Raw genomic sequence first — 22,507 nt, 5'->3', positions numbered from 1 at the left:
TGATGACGCTATTTCAGTCCGCCAGCAGCGGATCGAGCGCGCGGACGTGCTCCACGTGCCAGCCGAGCGGCACCACGTCGCCCACGCTCAGCGCGGGGTCGAGTTCGGCGATCGGCTGCTTGACGAAGAAATCGCTCTTGCCACACACCTCCAGGCGCACGCGCACGTGGTCGCCCAGGTAGATGAACTCGGCCACGCGACCGGAGAAACGGTTGCTGCATTGCTCGCTGGCGCTGTTGATGCGCACCCGCTCCGGGCGGATCGACAGGGTCACCGGCTCGCCCGGCTCGCCAACGTTGACCGCCAGCGCCTCGACCTTCTCGCCGCGCGCCAGGCCGACCACGCAGCGCTCGCCGTCGCGGCTGAGCAGCTGGCCGTTGATGCGGTTGTTCTCGCCGATGAAGTTGGCGACGAAGGTATTCTTCGGCGCCTCGTAAAGTTCACGCGGCGGGGCGATCTGCTGGATCTCGCCCTGGTGGAACACCGCCACGCGGTCGGACATGGTCAGCGCCTCGCCCTGATCGTGGGTGACGTAAACCACGGTCACGCCGAGGCGCTGATGGATGTGCTTGATCTCCATCTGCATGTGTTCACGCAGCTGCTTGTCCAGCGCGCCGAGCGGCTCGTCCATCAGCACCAGTTGCGGCTCGAACACCAGTGCACGGGCCAGGGCGACACGCTGCTGCTGGCCGCCTGAGAGCTGCGCCGGGTAACGCCCGGCGAAGGCATCGAGCTGGACCATGCCCAGCGCACGCTTGACCCGCTCGGCGATGTCGGTCTTGGAGAGCCCGCGCACCGACAGCGGAAAGGCCAGGTTCTCGGCGACGGTCATGTGCGGGAACAGCGCGTAGTTCTGGAACACCATGCCGATGTCGCGCTTGTGCGGCGGCACGTTGTTGATCGAGCGGCCGGCCAGGAGGATCTCGCCATTGGTGGGCGTCTCGAATCCGGCGAGCATCATCAGGCTGGTGGTCTTGCCCGAACCAGACGGCCCGAGCAGGGTGAGGAATTCGCCTTTGCGAATGTCCAGATTGAGGTCTTTGACGATCAGGTTTTCGCCGTCGTAGCTCTTCTGCACGCCACGAAAGCTCACCAGTACATCGTTGGAGGAAGTCTCGGCCATCACCGCACCTGCGTTCTTGTCTGCCATGGATACAGACTAGAGAGGCCCACAGGGCACGCAAATCGGGCGGTATGACTGATTGCTATAAGGTTAGCGGAGACGTGCGTGTAGGGATTGCCCTACACCCTCAGCGCCAAGGACTGCTCTTGTAGGAGCCAGCTTGCTGGCGATCAGGTGCACGCAATGGCACCGCAAGATCGCCAGCAAGCTGGCTCCTACGCAAGAGCAGATCAGACCAGCTTGTGCTCCATGGCGTAGCGCACCAGATCGGCCACCGAGTGGCTGCCCATCTTCTGCATCAGTCGCGCCTTGTGCGTGCTCACCGTCTTGCTGCTGATCGACAGGTGCGCGGCGATCTCGTTGACGCCCTCGCCCTGCACCAGGCGCTCGAAGACCGAGAACTCACGCTCGGACAACAGCGCGTGGGGGGGCCGCGAGTCGGTCAGGCCGACCTCGAAGACCATGCGGTCGGCCAGGTCCGGATCGATGTAGCGCCCGCCACCGGCGACCTTGCGGATCGCCGTGAGCAGCAGCGCCGGGTCGCTGTCCTTGGTGGCGTAGCCGGCGGCGCCGATCTTCAGCGCGCGGGCGGCCATCTGCGCCTCGTCGTGCATGGACAGCACCAGCACCGCCGGCGGATTGGCCAGCGCGCGAATCCGCGGAATCGCCTCCAGGCCGTTGACGCCGGGCATGGAGATGTCCAGCAGCACCACCTCGCAGGTGGTGCCACGCAGGGTTTCCATCAGCTGCTCGCCATTGCAGGCTTCGCCGACCACCTGCAGGTCCTTGGCCAGGCCGATCAGCTGCTTGATGCCCTCGCGGACGATGGTGTGGTCTTCGGCGACCAGTACTCGAATCACGTCACTCTCCCGCAGAGTCGATGGTTGGAACGGCGATATTGACGGTACGCGGCGACAGCCGCGCTACTCCAGCGTGACCCTGACGCTCAGGGTGGTGCCCTCGCCCGGCGGGCTGTCGATCTGCAGCGTGCCGCCGAGCATCAGTACGCGCTCACGCATGCCGACCAGGCCGAAGGATTGTGCGCGCGGCGCACGCGCATCGAAACCCTGGCCATCGTCGGCGACACGCAGGCACAGCTGCGCGCCGTCGACCCACAATTGCACCTCGACAGTATGCGCCTGGGCATGGCGCAGCACATTGGTCAGCGCCTCCTGCAACACGCGGAACAGGCCGATGGCCTTGGCATCGGACAGCGGCGGCACCTGTTCGGGCACCTCGACCAGGCAGGGAATCTGGCTGCGCGCCTCGAAGCGGCGCGCCTGCCACTCGATGGCCGAGGCGATGCCGGCATCGAGGATTGGCGGGCGCAGCGCGGTGGCCACGTCGCGCACCAGCTGGAACAGGTTGGCGATCAGCCGCTTCATGCTGTCCAGGCGCTCGCGCAGGCCGCCGTCCAGCTCACCGTAGGCCAGTTCGCACATCGAGGTCTCCAGCTTGAGCACGGTCAGCACCTGGCCCAATTCGTCATGCACCTCGCGGGCGATGCGCGCCTTTTCCTCCTCGCGCACGCTTTCCAGGTGCGCCGACAGCTCGCGCAGCTGGGCACGCGAATCGGCCAGCTCCAGCTCGATCTGCTTGTTGTCGGTGATGTCCCAGACCACGCCGTCCCACACCACATGGTCGGCGCTGAGCTGGCGCGCGCTGGCCTTGATGTCGGCCCAGCGCACGCGGCCGTCGCGGGTCAGGATGCGTCCCTGCCAGTGCCAGTCGCCGGCGCCCTCGATGGCGGCGTCCTGGGTCGCGTGGTAGGCGGCACGGTCCTGCGGGTGGACCAGGCTACGGATACCGAAATCCGCCGCCATGATGGTCGCCGCCGGATAACCGACCAGCTGCTCGCCGCCCTCGCTGATGAAGGCGAAGTCCACCAGCGCACCGGGCACTGGCCGTTCCAGGCGGAACACCAGGCCCGGTACGTTGCCGGCGATGCCCTTGAGCCGCGCCTCGCTTTCTTCCAGCGCCGCACGGGCGCGACGGCGCTCGGTGACATCGGTGATATACACCACCAGGTATTCGGCATCGCGAAAGCGCAGGAAACTCAGCGACACGTCCGCCGGCATCAGGCTGCCGTCGGCGCGCAGGCAGTGACTCTCGAAGCTCAGCGCAGCCTCTTCGCGCGAGCGCACCCGACGCCACAGGTTGAGCCAGCGGTCCATGCTCAGGCCCGGCTCGATCTGCGCCAGCGGCCGGTCGACCAGGGCCTCGGCGGGATAGCCGAGCATCTCGCCGACAGCGCGGTTGGCGTAGCGCACATGGCTGTCCCAGTTGACCCAGAGAATGCCCACGGTGCTGTGATCGATGGAGAACTGGGTCAGGCGCAGCGCTTCTTCCGCCGCCTGGCGCAGAGCCAGCACCTGACGCGCGTCGAGCAGCTGCTGCTCCAGCTGGCTGCGCTGGCGCCGCACCACCACGAGTAACGCCACGCAGACCAGCAGCAGCGCACCGAGCAACAGGCAGAGGTTGCGCCAGAAGCGCGGAGAGTCGGTCAGCCCGGGCTTCTTCGCCGTCAGCCAGCGCGCCTGCAACTGCTCCAGCTGCTCAGCCGGCAAGGCACGCAGTGTGGCGTCGACGATGCCGGCCAGCTGCGGCTCGTCGCGGCGCGTACCGATGCGCAGCAACTGCGGCAGGCCGACATCGCCGACCACAGTGAGCGCGGCGAACTCGCTCTCCTGACCGAGCCGGCTGAGCTGCGCCTGGTCGATCACGGCGAAGCGCGCCTGTTGCGCCAGCACCGCCTGCAGCGCCTGGCGGTCCGAGGCTTGCGGCAACAGGCGCAGGTTGAAGTAGTTGCTCTTCAGGTAGTCCGCCGCTGCGCCAGGCATGCGCACGGCGATCAGGTCGGTCTCGCCCAGCTGGTCGAGGTCGCTGCCCGCCAACCCCTGGCGCTCGCCCACCAGCAGGTGCGGCACGCGCAGATACGGATCGGAAAACAGCCACAGGCGCAGGCTCGCCGGGGTCTGGCTGAGGCCCGGAGCCAGATCGATCTTGCCGGCTCGCACGGCGTCTTCCAGCGCGGTCTGATCCGGGTAGCTACGCCAACTGAGCTCCACGGGCAGCTGCCGCGCGAGGGCATCGACCAGCTCGACATTGAGGCCAACCAGGTTCTGCTGGCGGCGGCGGAATTCGGCGTAGGGGGCCTGCAGGACCACGCCGACACGCAGGCGCGGGTGCTCGGCCAACCAGGCCCGCTGCGCCTCGTCGAACGGCAACGCCGCCGGCTCGGGCGCAGCCCACAGCGGCATCACGCAGAGCCACACCAACCAGCCAACCAGCACTCGCATCACGCGCTCCGCGGGCCGTCGCAGCAGGCCCCACCGTCAGTCGCCATACCTTACTCTCGCCGTATCCGTTATCGCCAGGCGCTACCGCACGCCCACCTGACAAATGCCGGGCGAGCGCTTAGTCTGCTTGAACAATCCGCCATTCAGAAATGCTGAGATGCCCACGACCTTGCGCCCGACACTTCTCGCTGTAGCACTGGCCGTTGTCCTGCCCTTCACGAAGGCCGCGCTGGCTGAAGAAACCACGCCTGCCGACCCGGCCGCGCCGAGCGACCAGGCCGCCCCCGCCGACGGCGCAACAGGCGACGCGCCCAAGGCCGACGGTGAGCGCGCGCCGCTGGAGGAGCGCAGCGTCGAAGGCGCCGCCGCCCTCGAACGCCAGCTACCCGCCGGCGAACAGCAGATGCTGCAGGCCGGCAACGAGCGCTTCCTGGCGCTGTGGAAACCGGCCAACGCCGGCGAAGCCACCGGCGTGGTGATCCTCATCCCCGGCAGCGGCGAAACCGCCGATTGGCCACAGGCCATCGGCCCGCTGCGCAACAAACTGCCGGACCACGGCTGGAGCAGCCTCAGCCTGACCCTGCCGGATCGCCAGCCAGTACCCGTCGATACGCCGCCTGCACCCAGCGCACCCGCAGGTGACGCCGCGCCCGCTGCTGCCCCGGCGGATGCAGCCGATCCTGCCGCCACGACCACGGGTGAAACGCCGGCCGATGCTACCGATATCGCCGCCGATCCACCCGCCGCGCCGACCACGGTCGATCCGGCCGAGCGCATGTTCGCGCGCATCGACGCCGGTATCGCCCTGGCGCGGGAGCAGAAGGCCAAGGCCATCGTGCTCCTCGGCCACGGCGAGGGTGCCTACTGGGCCGCGCGTTATCTGAAAGAGAAGAAACCGCCGCAGGTCCTGCACCTGGTGGCTGTCGGTGCGGTGCAACCAAGCGGGCTCACGCCGCCACTGGAAGAACTGCTGCCAAACGTGGAGCTGGTCACAGGCGACTTCTTCTACAAGGACCAGAACAGCGACCGCAGCGCCGCCACGCGCCGCCTGCAGGCGAGCAAGCGGGTGTCGCACAAGGCCTATACGCAGGTCGGCCTGAAGGCCATGCCGGGCAATCGCGAGGCGGAACAGGAACAGCTCTATCGGCGCATCCGCGGCTGGCTGGACAAGGTGCTGCCGGGCGCCAAGTAGGCATCGGGCGCCGTTTGCGCGCCGCGAGATTGATCAAGCGTCGGGCGACAAACCGGGGCGCGCAGGCCGGTTACTAGCGGAAGCCACGCTTGCTGCGCACCAGGTCGTAGGCCTGGTGCAATTCGCGGGTGCGCTCGGTGGCGGCACGGATCTGTGCAGGGCTGGCACCGGCGCCGGCCTGTTTGTCCGGGTGGTGCTGGCTGAGCAGGCGGCGGTAGGCCCGCTTGATCGCCGCAGGTTCGGCACTGGCCTGTACGCCCAGCAGGCGCAGGGCCGACTGGTAATCGCCAATGCTCGGCACGCTACCCGTACGCCGCACCGGCTGATACTCATCGGCCAATACCTGCAACTGCGCGCGCGACCAGCCTAACCAACGCCCCCACTGATCGAGCAGTTTCTGCTCGGCAGCACTGACATGCCCATCGGCCAGCGCCATACGCCAACAGGCCCGCAACAGTGCCTCGGCGCGTTCGGGCCGTTCGCGCACGCCCTGCAGCGGCGCCTCGAGGCTGTCCTTGCCCTGCTTGCCACGGTTGAACGCATCCATCGCCCGACGCCGCGTCGACTCGTCCAATTCCAGGCGTTGCATTTCCTCACGCGCCAACTGGATGTGCTGCTGCAGCACACGCCCATCGCTTTTCGCCAGGCGTCCGAACAGGGTGAACAGCAGCTCGTCGTCATCCACCGTGACGCGCGGGCGAAACAGCGCGCGCAGGCTGGCAAAGGATTGCAGCTTGAGGCGTCGATCCAGCACCTGCCCGAGCACGCCGCCCAGCAGCGCACCGGGAATGCTGGCGAACGCCAGCCCCACCGCCGCACCGATCAGGGTTGCCGGCCAGAGCATCTCAGCGCACCTGCGCCAGTTGCTGCTCGACATCGGCGAGCCGCTCATGGGTGCCAACATCGACCCAGCGCCCGTGGAAATACTCACCGCTGACCGCGCCCGCCGCCATCGCCTGGCGCAACAGCGGCGCCAGCTTGAACGGACCATCGCTGCAACCGGCAAACAGGCCCGGGCTGAGCACGGCGATGCCGCAGTAGGTCAGGCTATCACCGCCGCTCAGGTCATCGTTGAGCTGGCCGTTCTGCAGGCGGAAGTCGCCTTTGGCGTGATGCTCGGGGTTGTCGGTCAGCACCAGATGCGCCAGTCCGGAGAGCGGGCGGTCGAGCTGAGCGAAGGAATAGTCGGTCCAGATATCACCATTGACCACCAGGAACGGTTCCGTGCCCAGCAGCGGCAGCGCACGGAAGATGCCGCCGCCGGTTTCCAGCGGCTCGCCCTCGGCCGAGTAGACGATGTGCACGCCGAAGCGTGAACCATCGCCCAGGTAGTCTTCGATCTGCTGACCGAGCCAGGCGTGGTTGACCACCAGGTCGCGAAAGCCGGCAGCCGCCAGTGCGCGCACATGGAACTCGATCAGCGGCACGCCACCGGCACGTACCAGTGGTTTGGGCGTATGCAGGGTCAGCGGACGCAGGCGCTCGCCCTTGCCTGCCGCGAGAATCATCGCCTTCATGCCGGCTGCGTCTCTTGTTGCGGCAGGCTGGCGAGCAGCTTGCCGAGCACGACCAGCTCCGGCCGGCGCGCGAGCACAGCCTCTATATAAGAGAAGAAACGCGGCACGTCGCCCAGGTACTTGGGCTTGCCGTCGCGATGGCAGATGCGCGCGAAGATACCGATCACCTTCAGATGGCGTTGTACCCCCATGAGATCGCTGGCACGGTAGAACGTTTCGAAATCCGTCGGCACCGGCAGCGCAGCAGCGCCCGCCAGCTCCCAATAGCGCTGCAGCCAACCGCGTACACGCGCTTCCGGCCAGCTGAGGAAGGCATCCTTGAACAGCGAGGTGACGTCGTAGCTGAGCGGACCGTAGACCGCATCCTGGAAATCCAGCACGCCAGGGTTGGGCTCGCTGAGCATCAGGTTGCGCGGCATGTAGTCGCGGTGCACCAGCACCCTGGGCTGCGCCAGCGCGCTGTCGACCAGCAGGTCGCACACTTGCTGCCATTGCACTTGCTGCTCGGCACTCAGCGTCACGCCAAGATGACGCTGCAGGTACCAGTCCGGAAACAGCTGCAGCTCACGGCGCAGCAGTGCGTCGTCGTAGCTGGGCAGTGGCTGGTCGAGCGGCAGGCGCTGGAAGGCCAACAAGGCCTGCAGCGCCGCCTCGAACAGGGCGTCGGCGTTGTCGGCGTTCAGCACGTCCAGCCAGGTCTGCCGGCCCAGATCGTCGAGCAGCAGAAAGCCGCGCTCGAGGTCGGCAGCCAGAATCTGCGGCACATGCACGCCTGCGCCGGCGAGGATGCCGGCGATCTTGACGAAGGGCCGGCAGTCTTCCTGGGGTGGCGGTGCATCCATAACGATCAGGCTGCGAGCGGCGCCCTGCCAGCGAAAGTAACGGCGGAAACTGGCATCGCTGCTGGCCGGGCTGAGCGTCCCGGCCGGGACCTCGCCCCATCCACGGGCGGCAAACAATTCGGGCAGACGCTGGTCCAACCAGCCTTGCAGAAGGTCCAGGCGTACATCGTGATCAGGCATTACAAGGGTCTCCGACGGCGCTAGCCGTTGCGCGGGTCATGCTTTATTATCCAGCATCTTTTTCAGCCCATCGAGAGGCGTGCGGCCCCCGCGGGCCGATGGCGCGCAGGAAGCCCGGAAAAACAAGATGGCAGTAAAACTCCCAGTGTTCCGTAAAAAATTCCCGCTGCTGGTAACCGGCAGCCTGCTGGCCATGCAGCCTTTCGCCGCTTCCGTCGTGAGTGCCGCCGAGCAGTTCGACTGCCAGGCGTCTACCTCCGGTGGCTGGGCCTGCAGCCCGAACGCCAAGGCTAACACCCAGCTGCCACGTCCGCAGCACAGCGACTCCAGCGTCAGCTCCGTCGCCGGAACGCCAGCGCAGAGCGCCGACGGCAAGGTCGTTGCCGACAGCTCCGGCGCACCGGCACAAACGCTGGTGAACGAGAGCAAGGGCAAGGGCTTGAGCAGCCGCAGCGCCGACTACAGTCACCTCGACTGGGTACCGCGCGACAAGCTCAGCGCCGCGCAACTGGCCGAAGTCGGCCCGTATTGCGAAGGCTCGTACGTCGAACCCCTGCGCCCCGGCATGAGCGACGACACGCCGATGGACGAGGCGCCGATGTTCGTCTCCGCCAAGGCCTCGCGTTATGCCCAGGAAACCCAGACCGCGACCCTCGCCGGCAACGTGGTCCTACGCCAGTCCGGCATGCAGGTGGAGGCTGACGAAGCCAACCTGCACCAGACCGAGAACCGCGGCGAGCTGATCGGTAACGTACGCCTGCGCGACCAGGGCATGCTGGTCGTCGGTGATCGTGCCGAGATCCAGCTCGACAACGGCGAAGCCAAGGTCGAGAACGCCGAATACGTGCTGCACAAAGGCCACGTGCGCGGCAGCGCGCTGTACGCCAAGCGCGAAGACAGCGCGATCATCCGTCTCAAGGATGGCACCTACACCCGCTGCGAACCCGGCAGCAACGCCTGGCACCTGAAAGGCAACAACGTCAAACTGAACCCGGCCACCGGTTTCGGTACGGCGACCAACGTCACCCTGCGGGTCAAAGATATTCCGGTGTTCTATACCCCGTATATCTACTTCCCGATCGACGACCGTCGCCAGTCCGGCTTCCTCACGCCGAGCATCAGCTCGTCGAGCGACACCGGCTTCCTGCTGGCGACGCCGTACTACTTCAACCTGGCGCCGAACTACGACGCCACGCTCTACCCAACCATGATGACCAAGCGTGGCCTGCTGCTCGAAGGCGAGTTCCGCTACCTGACCAAGAGCAGCGAAGGCCAGGTCGGCGCCGCGTATCTGGACGACCAGGAAGACGAGCGCAAGCTGCAGTCCGCCTATGAAGACCAGCGCTGGATGTACAACTGGCAGCACCGTGGCGGCCTCGACTCGCGCCTGCTGGCCGAAGTCGACTACACCGACATCAGCGACCCGTACTATTTCCAGGATCTGGACACCGACCTCGATGTCGACAAACCGGACTTCCTCAACCAGCGCGGCACGCTCACCTACCGCGGCGACTCCTACACCGCGCGCCTGAACATGCACGCCTATGCGCAAACCAGCGTGATCGACGTGACGCCATATGAGCGCCTGCCTCAGCTGACTCTGGATGGGGAGCTGCCCTTCCAGCCGGCCGGGCTGAACTTCTTCTATGGCACAGAGCTCGTCCGCTTTGATCGCGATCTGCGTAGCGGTAATTTTGTCGACGAGAACGGTAACCCCGACCCCTGGTACGACAATTACGTACGCGGCCTGGCTCGCGCCAACGGTGATCGTATTCATGTCGAGCCCGGCGTGAGCCTGCCACTCGACTGGGCCTGGGGCTACGTCAAACCGACGCTCAAGTACGCCGTAACCCAGTACGACCTGAAACTCGACTCGATCGGCAAGGCTCAGGTCGGCGGCGACTACGACGACTCGCCTGATCGTAACGTACCGATCGCCAGCATCGACAGCGGCCTGTACTTCGATCGCAACACCCAATGGTTCGGCACCCAGTACCGCCAGACCCTTGAGCCGCGACTGTTCTACCTCTATGTTCCCGAGGAAGACCAGGATGAAATCCCGGTCTTCGATACCGGCGAGTACACCTTCAACTATTCGTCGCTGTTCCGCGACAACCGTTTCTCCGGCAAGGACCGCATCGGCGACGAAAATCGACTCTCGCTGGGCGTGACCAGTCGCTGGATCGAGGAAAACGGCTTCGAGCGTCAACGCTTCCGCATCGGTCAGGCAATCTACCTGGCCGACCGCAAGGTGCAGATGCCCGGCATCGACTATCGCACCCGCAGCGACGCGCAGTCGGATGTCTCGCCCTACGCGCTGGAATACATGTACCGCTTCAACCGCGACTGGAACGTCACCTCGGACTTCAACTGGGACCCGGACAGCCACACCACCCGCTCGGGTAGCGTGATGTTCCACTACCAGCCGGAAGACACCCCGAACAAGATCGTCAACGCTGGTTTCCGCTATCGCAACGAGACCATGCGCTACGACCAGGCTACCGGCCAGTGGGCCTACAGCAGCGACTTCGGCCAGGAAGGCAGTCCGAACTACATCAAGGATTACTACAAGGTCGAACAGCATGACATGTCGGTCATCTGGCCGGTGGTACCGCAGTGGAGCGTGATCGCTCGCTGGCAACATGACTACGCACGCAACCGTACGCTGGAGGCCTTCGGTGGCTTCGAGTACGACAGCTGCTGCTGGAAACTCCGCCTGATCAACCGCTACTGGGTCGATTACGACGAAACCAGCCTCAACCCGGATCAGAACGAAGAAGGCGACCGCGGGATCTTCCTGCAGATCGTCCTCAAAGGTCTGGGCGGTGTGGTTGGCAACAAAACGGAAAGTTTCCTCGACCAAGGCATCCAAGGTTATCGTCAACGTGAAGATCAAGCTTTCTGATTGCCTGCGCCCGCTGCTGTTGGGCGCAGTTTTTCTCGGCACTGCAGTACAGGCCGAAGTCCAGACCCTCAATCGTGTCGTCGCCATCGTCGATAACGATGTGCTCATGCAGAGCCAGCTGGATGCTCGCGTCCGTGAAGTGGTGCAGACCATCGCCAAGCGTGGCGCCGAGCTGCCACCGCAGGACGTGCTCAACCAGCAGGTTCTGGAGCGCCTGATCGTCGAAAACCTGCAGCTGCAGATCGGCGATCGCTCCGGCATCCGCATCACCGATGAAGAGCTGAACCAGGCCGTGGCCAGCATTGCCGAGCGCAATCGCCTGACCCCGGAGCAGTTCGGCGCGGCACTGGCCCGCGACGGCCTGTCCATTGACGATGCCCGCGAGCAGATTCGTCGCGAGATGATCATCAGCCGCGTGCGTCAGCGTCGCGTTGCCGAGCGCATTCAGGTTACCGATCAGGAAGTGCAGAACTTCCTGGCCTCCGACATGGGCAAGATGCAGCTCTCCGAGGAATACCACCTGGCCAGCATCCTGATCCCGGTTCCGGAGGGCTCGTCCCCGGAAGCGATCCAGGCCGCAGAGCGCCAGGTCAGCGACGTTTACAGCAAGCTGCAGGCGGGTGCCGACTTTGCCCAACTGGCGATTGCCCGTTCGGCGAGCGAGACCGCGCTGGAAGGTGGCGACATCGGCTGGCGCAAGGCAGCGCAACTGCCACCGCCCTTCGACGCCATGCTCGGCGCACTGTCGGTGGGTGAAACCACCGAGCCGATCCGCACTCCGGGCGGCTTCATGATCCTCAAGCTGCTGGAAAAGCGCGGTGGCGACACCCTGGTGCGTGACGAAGTGCATGTTCGCCACATCCTGATCAAGCCCAGCGAAATCCGCAGCGAAGACGAAACCCGTCGCCTGGCCGAGCGCCTGTACCAGCGCATCGTCGCTGGCGAGGACTTCGCCGAACTGGCGAAGAGCTTCTCCGAAGACCCGGGCTCGGCACTCAATGGTGGCGACCTGAACTGGATCGACCCCAACTCGCTGGTGCCTGAGTTCCGCGAAGTCATGGCCAAGACGCCGAGCGGCGAACTGTCCAAGCCGTTCCAGAGTCCTTACGGCTGGCACGTGCTGGAAGTCCTCGGTCGCCGCGCCACTGACAGCAGCGAACAGTACCGCGAGCAACAGGCCATGACCGTCCTGCGCAACCGCAAGTACGATGAAGAGCTGCAAGCCTGGTTGCGCCAGATCCGCGACGAGGCCTACGTCGAGATCAAGCTTTGATGCGCTAGAGCGCTGCACCCAAGAGCCCGGCCACTGCTGATGCACCGCCGGGCTTTTTTTCGCCAGCCGTATCCTCGGCGTAAACTCTCTTCACGCCCAGCTCCCGCGAGGTTCCCATGCGCACCGCCCCCCTTTTTGCCCTGACTCCCGGTGAGCCGGCAGGCATCGGCCCCGATCTCAGCCTGCTGCTCGCCCGGCATGCGCAGCCACACGCGCTGGTCGCGATCGCCAGCCGTCACTTGCTGGCCGAGCGCGCACAGCAGCTGCAACTGGATGTCACCCTGCTCGAGGTTGCGCCTGGCAGCTGGCCGACGCAGCCAGCGCCCGCCGGCAGCCTGTACGTCTGGGATACCCCGTTGCAGGCCCCGGTCATCGCTGGCCAGCTCGACCAGGCCAACGCCGCCTACGTGCTGCAGACCCTGATGCGTGCCGGCGAAGGCTGCGTCGCCGGTGATTTCGCCGGGATGATCACCGCCCCCGTGCACAAGGGCGTAATCAACGAGGCCGGGATTCCGTTCTCCGGCCACACCGAGTTCCTCGCCGAGCTCACCCACACCCCTCAAGTCGTGATGATGCTCGCCACCCGCGGTCTGCGCGTGGCGCTGGTGACCACCCACCTGCCGCTGAAGGATGTGGCCGCCGCGATAACACCCGATCGCCTGAGCCGCATCGCGCGCATTCTGCATGCGGACCTGCAGGACAAGTTCGGCATCGCCGCGCCACGTATTCTGGTCACGGGCCTCAACCCGCATGCCGGCGAAGGTGGCCACCTGGGTAACGAAGAGATCGACGTGATCGAGCCCACCCTGGAGCAGCTGCGCGGCGAAGGCCTGAACCTGGTCGGCCCGCTGCCGGCCGACACGCTGTTCACGCCCAAATACCTCGAGCATTGCGACGCCGTCCTGGCCATGTACCACGACCAGGGCCTGCCGGTGCTCAAGTACAAGGGCTTCGGCGCCGCGGTCAATGTCACCCTCGGCCTGCCGATCATCCGCACTTCGGTCGACCACGGCACGGCGCTCGATCTGGCCGGTAGCGGCAAGGTCGATACCGGCAGCCTGCAGGTCGCCCTGGAGACCGCCTACGAGATGGCCGCCAGCCGCGGCGCTTAGAGCTTCGGCCGTTCGCTGCTAGACTGCGCGCTCTTTGTATTTGCGCTTCAGGTCCCTCGCCTGAAGCCTGGAGCCTTGCCCTGATGTCCGAGACGTACCAACACCGCGCGCGCAAGCGCTTCGGCCAGAACTTCCTGCATGACGCTGGGGTGATCCACCGCATCCTGCGCGCCATTCATGCGCGCGAAGGCGAACACCTGCTGGAGATCGGTCCGGGCCAGGGCGCCCTGACCGAAGGCCTGCTGAGCAGCGGTGCGCAGCTCGACGTGATCGAGCTCGACCTCGACCTGATCCCGATCCTGCAAAGCAAATTCGGCCAGCAGAGCAACTTCCGCCTGAACCAGGGCGACGCGCTCAAATTCGACTTCAACCGTCTCGAAGCCGCGCCCAACAGCCTGCGCGTGGTCGGCAACCTGCCCTACAACATCTCCACGCCGCTGATCTTCCACCTGCTGGATAACGCCCCGCTGATCCGCGACATGCACTTTATGCTGCAGAAGGAAGTGGTCGAGCGCCTGGCCGCCGAGCCTGGCGGTGGTGACTGGGGCCGGCTGTCGATCATGGTGCAGTACCACTGCCGCGTGGAGCACCTGTTCAACGTTGGCCCCGGCGCTTTCAACCCGCCACCCAAGGTCGACTCGGCCATCGTCCGCCTGGCGCCGCACGACGTGCTGCCGTTCCCGGCCAAGGACCATCGCCTGCTCGAACGCGTGGTGCGCGAGGCCTTCAACCAGCGCCGCAAGACCCTGCGCAACACCCTCAAGGGCTTGCTCAGCGCGGCGGAAATCGAAGCCGCTGGCGTGGATGGCAGCCTGCGCCCCGAACAGCTCGACCTCGCCGCCTTCGTCCGCCTCGCCGATCAGCTGGCCATCCAGCCCAAGGTCGAGCCGCGCGACTAAACTGCACATCCAGCTTGCCGAGCCCACGCCATGTCCGATTCCCGCTATCAGGTCGACGTCAGCGTCGTCACCCGCTTTCTGCCGGAGCAATCCAACCCGGAGCAGAACCGCTATGCCTTCGCCTACACCGTGACCGTGCAGAACAACGGCAGCGTGGCGGCCAAGCTGGTCAGCCGCCACTGGATCATCACCGACGGTGACGGCCGGGTACAGGAAGTGCGCGGCTCCGGCGTGGTTGGCCAGCAGCCCCACCTGCAACCCGGCGAAAGCCACACCTACAGCAGCGGCACGGTGATGGCGACCAAGGTCGGCAACATGCACGGCAGTTACCAGATGCTCGGCGACGACGGCAAACGCTTCGACGCGCCCATCGCACCGTTCCGCCTCGCCGTACCGGGAGCCCTGCACTGATGGCAACGTATGCCGTAGGCGACCTGCAGGGCTGTCTCGAGCCGCTTCGCTGCCTGCTCGACAAGGTCGAGTTCGATCCAGCCCGCGACCGCCTGTGGCTGGTCGGCGACCTGGTCAATCGCGGCCCGCAATCGCTGGAGACGCTGCGCTTCCTGTTCTCGATCCGCGACGCCCTGACCTGCGTGCTGGGCAACCATGACCTGCACCTGCTAGCCGTGGCACACAACATCGAACGCCTGAAAAAGAGCGACACCCTGCAGGAAATCCTCCAGGCGCCGGACCGCAACGACCTGCTCGACTGGCTGCGCCTGCAGAAGCTGCTGCACTACGACGAGCAGCGTGACATCGCCCTGGTGCACGCCGGCATTCCACCGCAGTGGACGCTGGAGAAAGCCCTCAAGCGCGCCGCCGAAGTGGAAACCGTGCTCAAGGACGACGCCCGCCTGCCGCTGTTTCTCGATGGCATGTACGGCAACGAGCCAACCCTGTGGCATCGCGAGCTGCACGGCGTCACGCGCCTGCGGGTGATCACCAACTACTTCACGCGCATGCGCTTCTGCACCGCCGAGGGCGAGCTCGACCTGAAGAGCAAGGAAGGCCTGGACAGCGCGCCGCCCGGCTACGCACCATGGTTCAGCCACCCGCAACGCAAGACCCGTGGGCAGAAGATCATCTTCGGCCACTGGGCCGCCCTCGAAGGGCGCTGCGACGAACCCGGCCTGTTCGCCCTCGACAGCGGCTGCGTCTGGGGCGGCGCCATGACCCTGATGAACATCGACACCCGCGAGCGCCTGCAGTGCGCCTGCCAGGAGCCCACCCCATGAGCGACTTTAAACGCATCCCGCCCCAGCAAGCCCACGCGCTGCGCGAACAGGGCGCGGTGGTGGTCGACATCCGCGACCCACAGAGTTTCAGCAACGGCCACATCAGTGGCTCGCAGCACCTGGACAACCACTCGCTGCCCGACTTCATCGCCAAGGCCGACTTCGACCAGCCGCTGATCGTCACCTGCTATCACGGCAACTCCAGCCAGAACGCCGCGGCCTATCTGGCACACCAGGGCTTCGCCGAGGTGTACAGCCTGGACGGTGGCTTCGAACTCTGGCACCGCGAGTTTCCGCAGGACGTCAGCCGCGGCGACACCGAATAAAAATTCCCCGCGGCGCAATCCCGCGCCGCGCCTGCCCCTCAGCAATCTGCCGACGACCGGCAATATCCAGACACCCTTGCCACGCCCTTGAACTTGCCGAAAGCGGACTACTCTTAGGTTGAGGCCATCCAAAAGGGAGAGCCGGCACACCGGTTCCGGGCCATCGGTAGCGCTTTCAGGTGTTCTTGGGGGGATTCCATCGGCCGCCACGTCGGCTCCCACGCACCCGCCCGAATGACCCGTGCCGGCTCCATGCAGCGAGCGAGGTGCAGTCATGAGTATTTTCAGCCACTTCCAGCAACGCTTCGAAGCGACCCGCCAGGAGGAGTACTCGCTTCAGGAGTACCTCGACCTGTGCAAGGCGGATCGCAGCGCCTATGCCACGGCGGCCGAGCGCCTGCTGATGGCCATCGGCGAGCCGGAGCTCATCGACACGTCGAGCAACTCGCGCCTGTCGCGGATCTTTTCCAATAAAGTTATCCGTCGCTACCCGGCCTTTGCCGACTTCCACGGCATGGAAGAGTGCATCGACCAGATCGTCTCCTACTTCCGCCATGCGGCGCAGGGCCTGGAAGAGAAGAAGCAGATCCTCTACCTTCTCGGCCCGGTGGGCGGCGGCAAGTCCTCGCTGGCGGAGAAACTCAAACAGTTGATGGAGAAGGTGCCCTTCTACGCCATCAAGGGCTCGCCGGTTTTCGAGTCGCCGCTCGGCCTGTTCAATGCCGTCGAGGATGGCGCCATCCTCGAAGAGGACTACGGCATTCCGCTGCGCTACCTCAACAACATCATGTCGCCCTGGGCCAGCAAGCGCCTCAGCGAGTTCGGCGGCGACATCAGTCAGTTCCGCGTGGTCAAGCTCTACCCCTCGATCCTCAACCAGATCGCCGTGGCCAAGACCGAGCCGGGTGACGAGAACAACCAGGACATCTCCGCGCTGGTCGGCAAGGTGGATATCCGCAAGCTGGAAGAATTCCCGCAGAACGACGCCGACGCCTACAGCTACTCCGGCGCCCTGTGCCGCGCCAACCAGGGGCTGATGGAGTTCGTCGAGATGTTCAAGGCACCGATCAAGGTCCTGCACCCCTTGCTCACCGCGACCCAGGAAGGCAACTACAACAGCACCGAAGGCCTCGGCGCGATTCCCTACAGCGGCATCCTGCTCGCCCACTCCAACGAATCGGAATGGCACAGCTTCCGCAACAACAAGAACAACGAGGCGTTCATCGACCGCATCTACATCGTCAAGGTGCCGTACTGCCTGCGCGTGACCGACGAGATCAAGATCTACGACAAGCTGCTGATCAACAGCTCCCTGGCCAATGCCCACTGCGCGCCGGACACCCTGAAGATGCTCGCCCAGTTTTCCACCCTGTCGCGCCTGAAGGAGCCGGAAAACTCCAACATCTACTCGAAGATGCGCGTCTACGACGGCGAGAACCTCAAGGACACCGATCCCAAAGCCAAATCGATTCAGGAGTACCGCGACAGCGCGGGCGTGGACGAGGGCATGACCGGCCTGTCGACCCGCTTCGCCTTCAAGATCCTGTCCAAGGTGTTCAACTTCGACCCGCACGAGATCGCCGCCAACCCGGTGCACCTGCTCTACGTGCTGGAGCAGCAGATCGAACAGGAACAGTTCCCCGCCGAGGTACGTGAGCGCTACCTGCGCTTCATCAAGGAATACCTGGCACCGCGCTACATCGAGTTCATCGGCAAGGAAATCCAGACCGCCTACCTGGAGTCCTACAGCGAGTACGGACAGAACATCTTCGACCGCTACGTGCTGTACGCCGACTTCTGGATCCAGGACCAGGAATACCGCGACCCGGAAACCGGCGAAATCCTCAACCGCGTCGCCCTCAACGAGGAGCTGGAGAAGATCGAGAAGCCAGCCGGGATCAGCAACCCGAAGGATTTTCGCAACGAGATCGTCAACTTCGTCCTGCGTGCCCGCGCCAACAACAACGGCAAGAACCCGACCTGGCTCAGCTACGAGAAGCTGCGCGTGGTGATCGAGAAGAAGATGTTCTCCAATACCGAGGACCTGCTGCCGGTCATCAGCTTCAACGCCAAGGCGAGCAAGGAGGACCAACAGAAACACAACGACTTCGTCACTCGAATGGTCGAGCGTGGCTACACCGAGAAGCAGGTGCGCCTGCTGTCCGAGTGGTACCTGCGGGTTCGCAAGTCGCAGTAACCCGCCGTCGGCGCGCGCCGGCCGCCGCACGTCCGCGGGGACGTGCGTGCCATGAGCCGTCCCCTGGAGCTGCAGCCAGGGGGCGACTCTAAGGAGAAGTCATGAGCTATGTGATCGACCGACGCCTGAACGGCAAGAACAAGAGCACGGTGAACCGCCAGCGCTTCCTGCGGCGTTACCGTGACCACATCAAGAAGGCCGTGGAAGAGGCGGTCAGCCGGCGCTCCATCACCGACATGGAACACGGCGAGCAGATCAGCATTCCCGGCCGGGATATCGACGAACCGGTGCTGCACCACGGCCGTGGCGGCAAGCAGACGGTGGTCCACCCCGGCAACAAGGAATTCACCAGCGGCGAGCACATCCCGCGCCCCCAGGGTGGTAGCGGTGGCAAGGGCAGCGGCAAGGCGAGCAACTCCGGCGAAGGCATGGACGAGTTCGTCTTCCAGATCACCCAGGAGGAATTCCTCGACTTCATGTTCGAGGATCTGGAACTGCCCAACCTGGTGAAACGCCACCTGACCGGCAGCGACACCTTCAAGACCGTGCGCGCCGGCATCAGCAGCGAAGGCAACCCGTCACGCATCAACATCATTCGCACCCTGCGCTCGGCCCACGCGCGGCGTATCGCGCTGTCCGGCAGCAGCCGCGGCAAACTCAAGCTGGCGCTGATCGAACTCGAACGCCTCAAGCGCGAAGAGCCGGACAACTTCGGCGATATCCAGGAGTTGGAAGCGGAAATCAGCAAACTGCGCATCCGCATCAACCGCGTGCCGTTCCTCGACACCTTCGACCTCAAGTACAACCTGCTGACCAAGCAGCCCAATCCCAGCTCCAAGGCAGTGATGTTCTGCCTGATGGACGTGTCCGGCTCGATGACCCAGGCCACCAAGGACATCGCCAAGCGCTTCTTCATCCTCCTGTACCTGTTCCTCAAGCGGAACTACGACAAGATCGAGGTGGTGTTCATCCGCCACCACACCAGCGCCAAGGAGGTCGACGAGGAAGAGTTCTTCTACTCCCGCGAGACCGGCGGCACCATCGTCTCCAGCGCCCTGAAGCTGATGCAGGAAGTGATGGCCGAGCGCTACCCGATCAACGAATGGAACATCTACGCCGCCCAGGCTTCGGACGGTGACAACTGGAACGACGACTCGCCGATCTGCCGCGACATCCTGGTCAACCAGATCATGCCGTTCGTGCAGTACTTCACCTATGTCGAGATCACCCCGCGCGAGCACCAGGCACTCTGGTTCGAGTACGAGCAGGTCGGCGAAGCCTATGCCGACACCTTCGCCCAGCAGCAGCTGGTTTCCGCGGCGGACATCTACCCGGTGTTCCGCGAGCTGTTCCAGCGCCGGCTCGTGAATTGAGGGCATGCAGATGAGCGCCACCGAGAGAAAACGTCAGCCGATTTCCACCGGCTCGGAATGGACCTTCGAGCTGATCCGCAGCTACGACCGCGAGATCGCGCGCATCGCCGAACGCTATGCGCTCGACACCTACCCCAACCAGATCGAGGTGATAACCGCCGAACAGATGATGGATGCCTACGCCTCGGTCGGTATGCCGCTGGGCTATCACCACTGGTCCTATGGCAAACACTTCCTCAGCACCGAGAAGAACTACAGCCGCGGGCAGATGGGGCTGGCCTACGAGATCGTGATCAACTCCGACCCGTGCATCGCCTACCTGATGGAAGAGAACACCATGTGCATGCAGGCACTGGTGATCGCCCACGCCTGCTACGGTCACAACAGCTTCTTCAAGGGCAACTACCTGTTCCGCACCTGGACCGACGCCAGCTCGATCATCGATTACCTGGTGTTCGCCAAGCAGTACATCATGCAGTGCGAGGAGCGCCACGGCATCGACGCGGTGGAGGACCTGCTCGATTCCTGCCACGCCCTGATGAACTACGGCGTCGACCGCTACAAGCGCCCCTACCCGATCTCAGCCGAGGAGGAACGGCGTCGGCAGAAGGACCGCGAGGAGCACCTGCAGAAGCAGATCAACGACCTCTGGCGCACCATCCCGAAGAACGCCAGCAAGGGGGGCGAGCAGGACAACAAGCGCTGGCCCGCCGAGCCTCAGGAAAACATCCTGTATTTTCTCGAGAAGCACGCGCCGCTGCTTGAGCCCTGGCAGCGCGAGATCATCCGCATCGTGCGCAAGATCGCCCAGTACTTCTACCCGCAGCGCCAGACCCAGGTGATGAACGAAGGCTGGGCGACCTTCTGGCACTACACCCTGATGAACGACTTGTACGACGAGGGCCTGATCACCGACGGTTTCATGCTCGAATTCCTCCAGTCGCACACCAGCGTGATCTACCAGCCCGGCTTCGATAGCCCGTACTACAGCGGTATCAACCCCTACACACTGGGCTTCGCCATCTATTGCGACATCCGCCGCATCTGCGAAAAACCCACCGAGGAAGACCGCCACTGGTTCCCCGATATCGTCGGCAGTGATTGGCTGTCGACGCTCAAGTTCGCCATGCAGAACTTCAAGGACGAGAGCTTCATCCTGCAGTTCCTCTCGCCCAAGGTGATCCGCGACCTCAAGTTGTTCAGCGTGCTCGACGACGACCAGCAGGACGATCTGCTGGTCCCGGCGATCCACGACGAGCCCGGTTACCGCATCATCCGTGAGACCCTGGCCGCGCAGTACAACCTCGGCAACCGTGAACCCAACGTGCAGATCTTCAGTGTCGACCGCCGCGGCGACCGCTCGCTGACCCTGCGCCACCAGCAGCACGACCGCAAACCGCTGGGCGACTCCACCGACGAGGTGCTCAAGCACCTGCACCGCCTGTGGGGCTTCGACATCCACCTGGAAGTGCGCCAGGGCGAGCAGACCATCAGCGTGCAGCACGTGCCGCCGCGGGGCGAGCAGGACACGGAAAACGAGTACCCGCGACTGGACCTGGTGATCCCGCCGATCTGATTCGGAACCGTAGGCGCAAGCTAGCTTGCAACGCACTCAACCCACACGCTGCGCCAGCAGCGCTCACGCCTACACAGCCCGCCCACGGGCGTTTTCGCTTATCCTCCGCGACAACGGAGGGTTCATTCATGCAGATCTACAAAGTCGGCGGCGCTGTGCGCGACCGCCTGCTCGGCCTGCCGGTCAGCGACATCGACTGGGTCGTCGTCGGCGCCACCGCCGAAGCCATGCAGGCCAAGGGCTTCCGCCCGGTGGGCGAAGACTTCCCGGTATTCCTACACCCGCAGAGCGGCGAGGAGTACGCCCTTGCCCGCACCGAGCGAAAATCCGGCCAGGGCTATGGCGGTTTCACCTTCTACGCCAGTCCGGACGTGACCCTCGAAGACGACCTGATCCGCCGCGACCTGACCGTCAACGCCATGGCCGAGGACGAGCACGGCCAGGTCATCGACCCCTACGGCGGGCAACAGGACCTCGACGCGCGCCTGCTGCGCCACGTCTCACCCGCCTTCGCCGAAGACCCGTTGCGCGTATTGCGCGTGGCACGCTTCGCGGCGCGCTATGCGCCCCTGGGCTTTCGTGTCGCCGACGAAACCCTGGCCCTGATGCGCCAGCTGGCCGAGTCCGGCGAACTCAAGGCGCTCACCGCCGAACGCAGCTGGAAGGAAATCTCGCGCGCCCTGATGGAGCCGCGACCGGACGTTTTCATCCAGGTGCTGCGCGACTGCGGCGCACTGGCCGAACTGTTGCCGGAAGTGGACGCGCTGTTCGGCGTACCGCAGACCGCCACTCACCACCCCGAAGTCGATACCGGCGTGCACATGCAGATGGTGCTGCAGCAATGCGCGCAAGCGGCACAACCGCTGACGGTGCGCTGGGCTTGCCTGCTGCACGACCTGGGCAAGGGCACCACGCCGGAAGCCGAGTGGCCGCGGCATATTGCCCATGAAGCGCGCGGCCTGAAACTGATCCGCGCAGTCAACGTACGCTGCAAGGCGCCGAAGGATTGTCAGGAGCTGGCGCTGCTGGTCGGCGAGTACCACACCCATGGCCACCGAGCTCTGGAACTGAAAGCCTCGACCCTGCTGGAGCTGCTGCAGAGCTTCGACGTCTATCGCCGCCCGCAGCGCTTCGAGGAGTTCATCGCCGCCTGCGAGATGGACGCCCGCGGCCGCCTCGGCTTCGAGGACCGCGAATACCCGCAGGCGGACTACCTGCGCGGCGCCATGCAGGCCGCGCGCGCGGTGACGGTACAGCCGCTGCTGGAGAAGGGATTGCAGGGCGCGGAGCTGGGCGAAGCGCTCAAGCGCGAGCGACTGAATGCCTTGAAGGCGTACAAGGAAGGCGCGCAATCCACGTAACGAAACCCATGCCTGTTACACGGTAGTGCCGTCAAACGCAGGGCGGATGGCACTCTATTCATCCGCCAAAAGCCCACCCGGTGGATCGGTAAAGCGT

At 64.9% G+C, this 22,507-nt stretch carries 18 protein-coding genes; 12 read left to right on the top strand and 6 right to left on the bottom strand.

Features of this window, described 5'->3' with window-relative positions; translation table 11 throughout:
- Positions 1 to 13 precede the first annotated feature (13 nt).
- The 3 genes from IB229_RS12445 to IB229_RS12435 form a co-directional block, all read right to left on the bottom strand.
- Complete coding sequence (locus IB229_RS12445) at positions 14 to 1,123, bottom strand: ABC transporter ATP-binding protein (RefSeq protein ID WP_192329084.1); 1,110 nt, start codon at positions 1,121 to 1,123, stop codon at positions 14 to 16.
- A gap of 230 nt (positions 1,124 to 1,353) precedes the next feature.
- On the bottom strand, positions 1,354 to 1,983 hold the full coding sequence (locus IB229_RS12440; RefSeq protein ID WP_192329082.1) for a response regulator: 630 nt from the start codon (positions 1,981 to 1,983) through the stop codon (positions 1,354 to 1,356).
- A 63-nt stretch (positions 1,984 to 2,046) separates the two neighbouring features.
- Positions 2,047 to 4,422 carry a sensor histidine kinase gene (locus IB229_RS12435; protein WP_192329080.1) on the bottom strand — a complete coding sequence of 792 codons (2,376 nt, stop codon included), beginning with the start codon at positions 4,420 to 4,422 and terminating at the stop codon, positions 2,047 to 2,049.
- A gap of 157 nt (positions 4,423 to 4,579) precedes the next feature.
- On the opposite strand from IB229_RS12435, the gene IB229_RS12430 reads away from it, so the two are divergent.
- On the top strand, positions 4,580 to 5,614 hold the full coding sequence (locus tag IB229_RS12430) for an alpha/beta hydrolase family protein (RefSeq protein WP_192329078.1): 1,035 nt from the start codon (positions 4,580 to 4,582) through the stop codon (positions 5,612 to 5,614).
- Positions 5,615 to 5,687: 73 nt separating this feature from the next.
- Here IB229_RS12430 and djlA read toward each other — a convergent pair whose 3' ends face one another.
- The 3 genes from djlA to IB229_RS12415 are packed head-to-tail and all read right to left on the bottom strand — an operon-like array spanning position 5,688 to position 8,153.
- On the bottom strand, positions 5,688 to 6,458 hold the full coding sequence (djlA, locus tag IB229_RS12425; RefSeq protein WP_192329076.1) for a co-chaperone DjlA: 771 nt from the start codon (positions 6,456 to 6,458) through the stop codon (positions 5,688 to 5,690).
- Position 6,459: 1 nt separating this feature from the next.
- Positions 6,460 to 7,131, bottom strand: coding sequence for an N-acetylmuramate alpha-1-phosphate uridylyltransferase MurU (gene murU, locus IB229_RS12420; RefSeq protein WP_192329074.1), 672 nt, complete (start codon positions 7,129 to 7,131; stop codon positions 6,460 to 6,462).
- Complete coding sequence (locus tag IB229_RS12415; protein WP_192329072.1) at positions 7,128 to 8,153, bottom strand: aminoglycoside phosphotransferase family protein; 1,026 nt, start codon at positions 8,151 to 8,153, stop codon at positions 7,128 to 7,130. The genes murU and IB229_RS12415 overlap by 4 nt, the downstream gene beginning before the upstream one ends.
- A 127-nt stretch (positions 8,154 to 8,280) precedes the next feature.
- Between IB229_RS12415 and IB229_RS12410 the strand changes: the two genes are divergently transcribed.
- The 11 genes from IB229_RS12410 to IB229_RS12360 all read left to right on the top strand — a co-directional run bounded on the left by IB229_RS12410 (position 8,281) and on the right by IB229_RS12360 (position 22,410).
- A complete protein-coding gene (locus tag IB229_RS12410) occupies positions 8,281 to 11,058 on the top strand; it encodes an LPS-assembly protein LptD (protein ID WP_192329069.1) in 2,778 nt (925 codons plus the stop codon).
- A complete protein-coding gene (locus tag IB229_RS12405) occupies positions 11,039 to 12,331 on the top strand; it encodes a peptidylprolyl isomerase (RefSeq protein ID WP_192329067.1) in 1,293 nt (430 codons plus the stop codon). The genes IB229_RS12410 and IB229_RS12405 overlap by 20 nt, the downstream gene beginning before the upstream one ends.
- A 116-nt stretch (positions 12,332 to 12,447) precedes the next feature.
- On the top strand, positions 12,448 to 13,443 hold the full coding sequence (pdxA, locus tag IB229_RS12400; RefSeq protein ID WP_192329065.1) for a 4-hydroxythreonine-4-phosphate dehydrogenase PdxA: 996 nt from the start codon (positions 12,448 to 12,450) through the stop codon (positions 13,441 to 13,443).
- 83 nt (positions 13,444 to 13,526) lie between these two features.
- Positions 13,527 to 14,342 (top strand): 16S rRNA (adenine(1518)-N(6)/adenine(1519)-N(6))-dimethyltransferase RsmA, encoded by an 816-nt coding sequence (gene rsmA, locus IB229_RS12395; protein WP_192329063.1) that lies wholly within the window; start codon positions 13,527 to 13,529, stop codon positions 14,340 to 14,342.
- Between the two features lie 30 nt (positions 14,343 to 14,372).
- Positions 14,373 to 14,753: a Co2+/Mg2+ efflux protein ApaG gene (apaG, locus tag IB229_RS12390; RefSeq protein WP_192329061.1), complete on the top strand. Its 381-nt coding sequence runs from the start codon at positions 14,373 to 14,375 to the stop codon at positions 14,751 to 14,753.
- Positions 14,753 to 15,577, top strand: a complete 825-nt coding sequence (locus IB229_RS12385; protein WP_192329059.1) for a symmetrical bis(5'-nucleosyl)-tetraphosphatase — start codon at positions 14,753 to 14,755, stop codon at positions 15,575 to 15,577. The genes apaG and IB229_RS12385 overlap by 1 nt, the downstream gene beginning before the upstream one ends.
- Positions 15,574 to 15,903, top strand: coding sequence for a thiosulfate sulfurtransferase GlpE (gene glpE, locus IB229_RS12380; RefSeq protein ID WP_192329057.1), 330 nt, complete (start codon positions 15,574 to 15,576; stop codon positions 15,901 to 15,903). The genes IB229_RS12385 and glpE overlap by 4 nt, the downstream gene beginning before the upstream one ends.
- Before the next feature lie 274 nt (positions 15,904 to 16,177).
- Complete coding sequence (locus IB229_RS12375) at positions 16,178 to 18,100, top strand: PrkA family serine protein kinase (protein WP_192329055.1); 1,923 nt, start codon at positions 16,178 to 16,180, stop codon at positions 18,098 to 18,100.
- 101 nt (positions 18,101 to 18,201) lie between these two features.
- Positions 18,202 to 19,473 (top strand): YeaH/YhbH family protein, encoded by a 1,272-nt coding sequence (locus IB229_RS12370; RefSeq protein ID WP_192329053.1) that lies wholly within the window; start codon positions 18,202 to 18,204, stop codon positions 19,471 to 19,473.
- 10 nt (positions 19,474 to 19,483) lie between these two features.
- The gene (locus tag IB229_RS12365; protein WP_192329051.1) at positions 19,484 to 21,049 is read left to right on the top strand and encodes a SpoVR family protein; all 1,566 of its coding nucleotides are present in this window, start codon (positions 19,484 to 19,486) and stop codon (positions 21,047 to 21,049) included.
- Positions 21,050 to 21,177: 128 nt separating this feature from the next.
- Positions 21,178 to 22,410: a multifunctional CCA addition/repair protein gene (locus tag IB229_RS12360; protein WP_192329049.1), complete on the top strand. Its 1,233-nt coding sequence runs from the start codon at positions 21,178 to 21,180 to the stop codon at positions 22,408 to 22,410.
- The last annotated feature ends 97 nt before the right edge of the window (positions 22,411 to 22,507 follow it).

The sequence above is a fragment of the Pseudomonas sp. PDM14 genome, from assembly GCF_014851905.1.
Lineage (GTDB): Bacteria > Pseudomonadota > Gammaproteobacteria > Pseudomonadales > Pseudomonadaceae > Aquipseudomonas.
Note: the sequence above shows the minus strand (reverse complement) of the source record. Positions and strands in the feature narration are given on the sequence as shown.

Excerpts from the sequence above, each read along its gene's own strand:
- IB229_RS12385 (WP_192329059.1), top strand. The coding sequence starts at position 14,753 with ATGGCAACGTATGCCGTAGGCGACCTGCAGGGCTGTCTCGAGCCGCTT.
- murU (WP_192329074.1), bottom strand. The coding sequence starts at position 7,131 with ATGAAGGCGATGATTCTCGCGGCAGGCAAGGGCGAGCGCCTGCGTCCG.
- IB229_RS12430 (WP_192329078.1), top strand. The coding sequence starts at position 4,580 with ATGCCCACGACCTTGCGCCCGACACTTCTCGCTGTAGCACTGGCCGTT.
- IB229_RS12365 (WP_192329051.1), top strand. The coding sequence starts at position 19,484 with ATGAGCGCCACCGAGAGAAAACGTCAGCCGATTTCCACCGGCTCGGAA.
- IB229_RS12415 (WP_192329072.1), bottom strand. The coding sequence starts at position 8,153 with ATGCCTGATCACGATGTACGCCTGGACCTTCTGCAAGGCTGGTTGGAC.
- IB229_RS12375 (WP_192329055.1), top strand. The coding sequence starts at position 16,178 with ATGAGTATTTTCAGCCACTTCCAGCAACGCTTCGAAGCGACCCGCCAG.
- IB229_RS12360 (WP_192329049.1), top strand. The coding sequence starts at position 21,178 with ATGCAGATCTACAAAGTCGGCGGCGCTGTGCGCGACCGCCTGCTCGGC.
- pdxA (WP_192329065.1), top strand. The coding sequence starts at position 12,448 with ATGCGCACCGCCCCCCTTTTTGCCCTGACTCCCGGTGAGCCGGCAGGC.
- IB229_RS12370 (WP_192329053.1), top strand. The coding sequence starts at position 18,202 with ATGAGCTATGTGATCGACCGACGCCTGAACGGCAAGAACAAGAGCACG.
- djlA (WP_192329076.1), bottom strand. The coding sequence starts at position 6,458 with ATGCTCTGGCCGGCAACCCTGATCGGTGCGGCGGTGGGGCTGGCGTTC.
- IB229_RS12410 (WP_192329069.1), top strand. The coding sequence starts at position 8,281 with ATGGCAGTAAAACTCCCAGTGTTCCGTAAAAAATTCCCGCTGCTGGTA.
- rsmA (WP_192329063.1), top strand. The coding sequence starts at position 13,527 with ATGTCCGAGACGTACCAACACCGCGCGCGCAAGCGCTTCGGCCAGAAC.
- IB229_RS12435 (WP_192329080.1), bottom strand. The coding sequence starts at position 4,422 with ATGCGAGTGCTGGTTGGCTGGTTGGTGTGGCTCTGCGTGATGCCGCTG.
- apaG (WP_192329061.1), top strand. The coding sequence starts at position 14,373 with ATGTCCGATTCCCGCTATCAGGTCGACGTCAGCGTCGTCACCCGCTTT.
- glpE (WP_192329057.1), top strand. The coding sequence starts at position 15,574 with ATGAGCGACTTTAAACGCATCCCGCCCCAGCAAGCCCACGCGCTGCGC.
- IB229_RS12445 (WP_192329084.1), bottom strand. The coding sequence starts at position 1,123 with ATGGCCGAGACTTCCTCCAACGATGTACTGGTGAGCTTTCGTGGCGTG.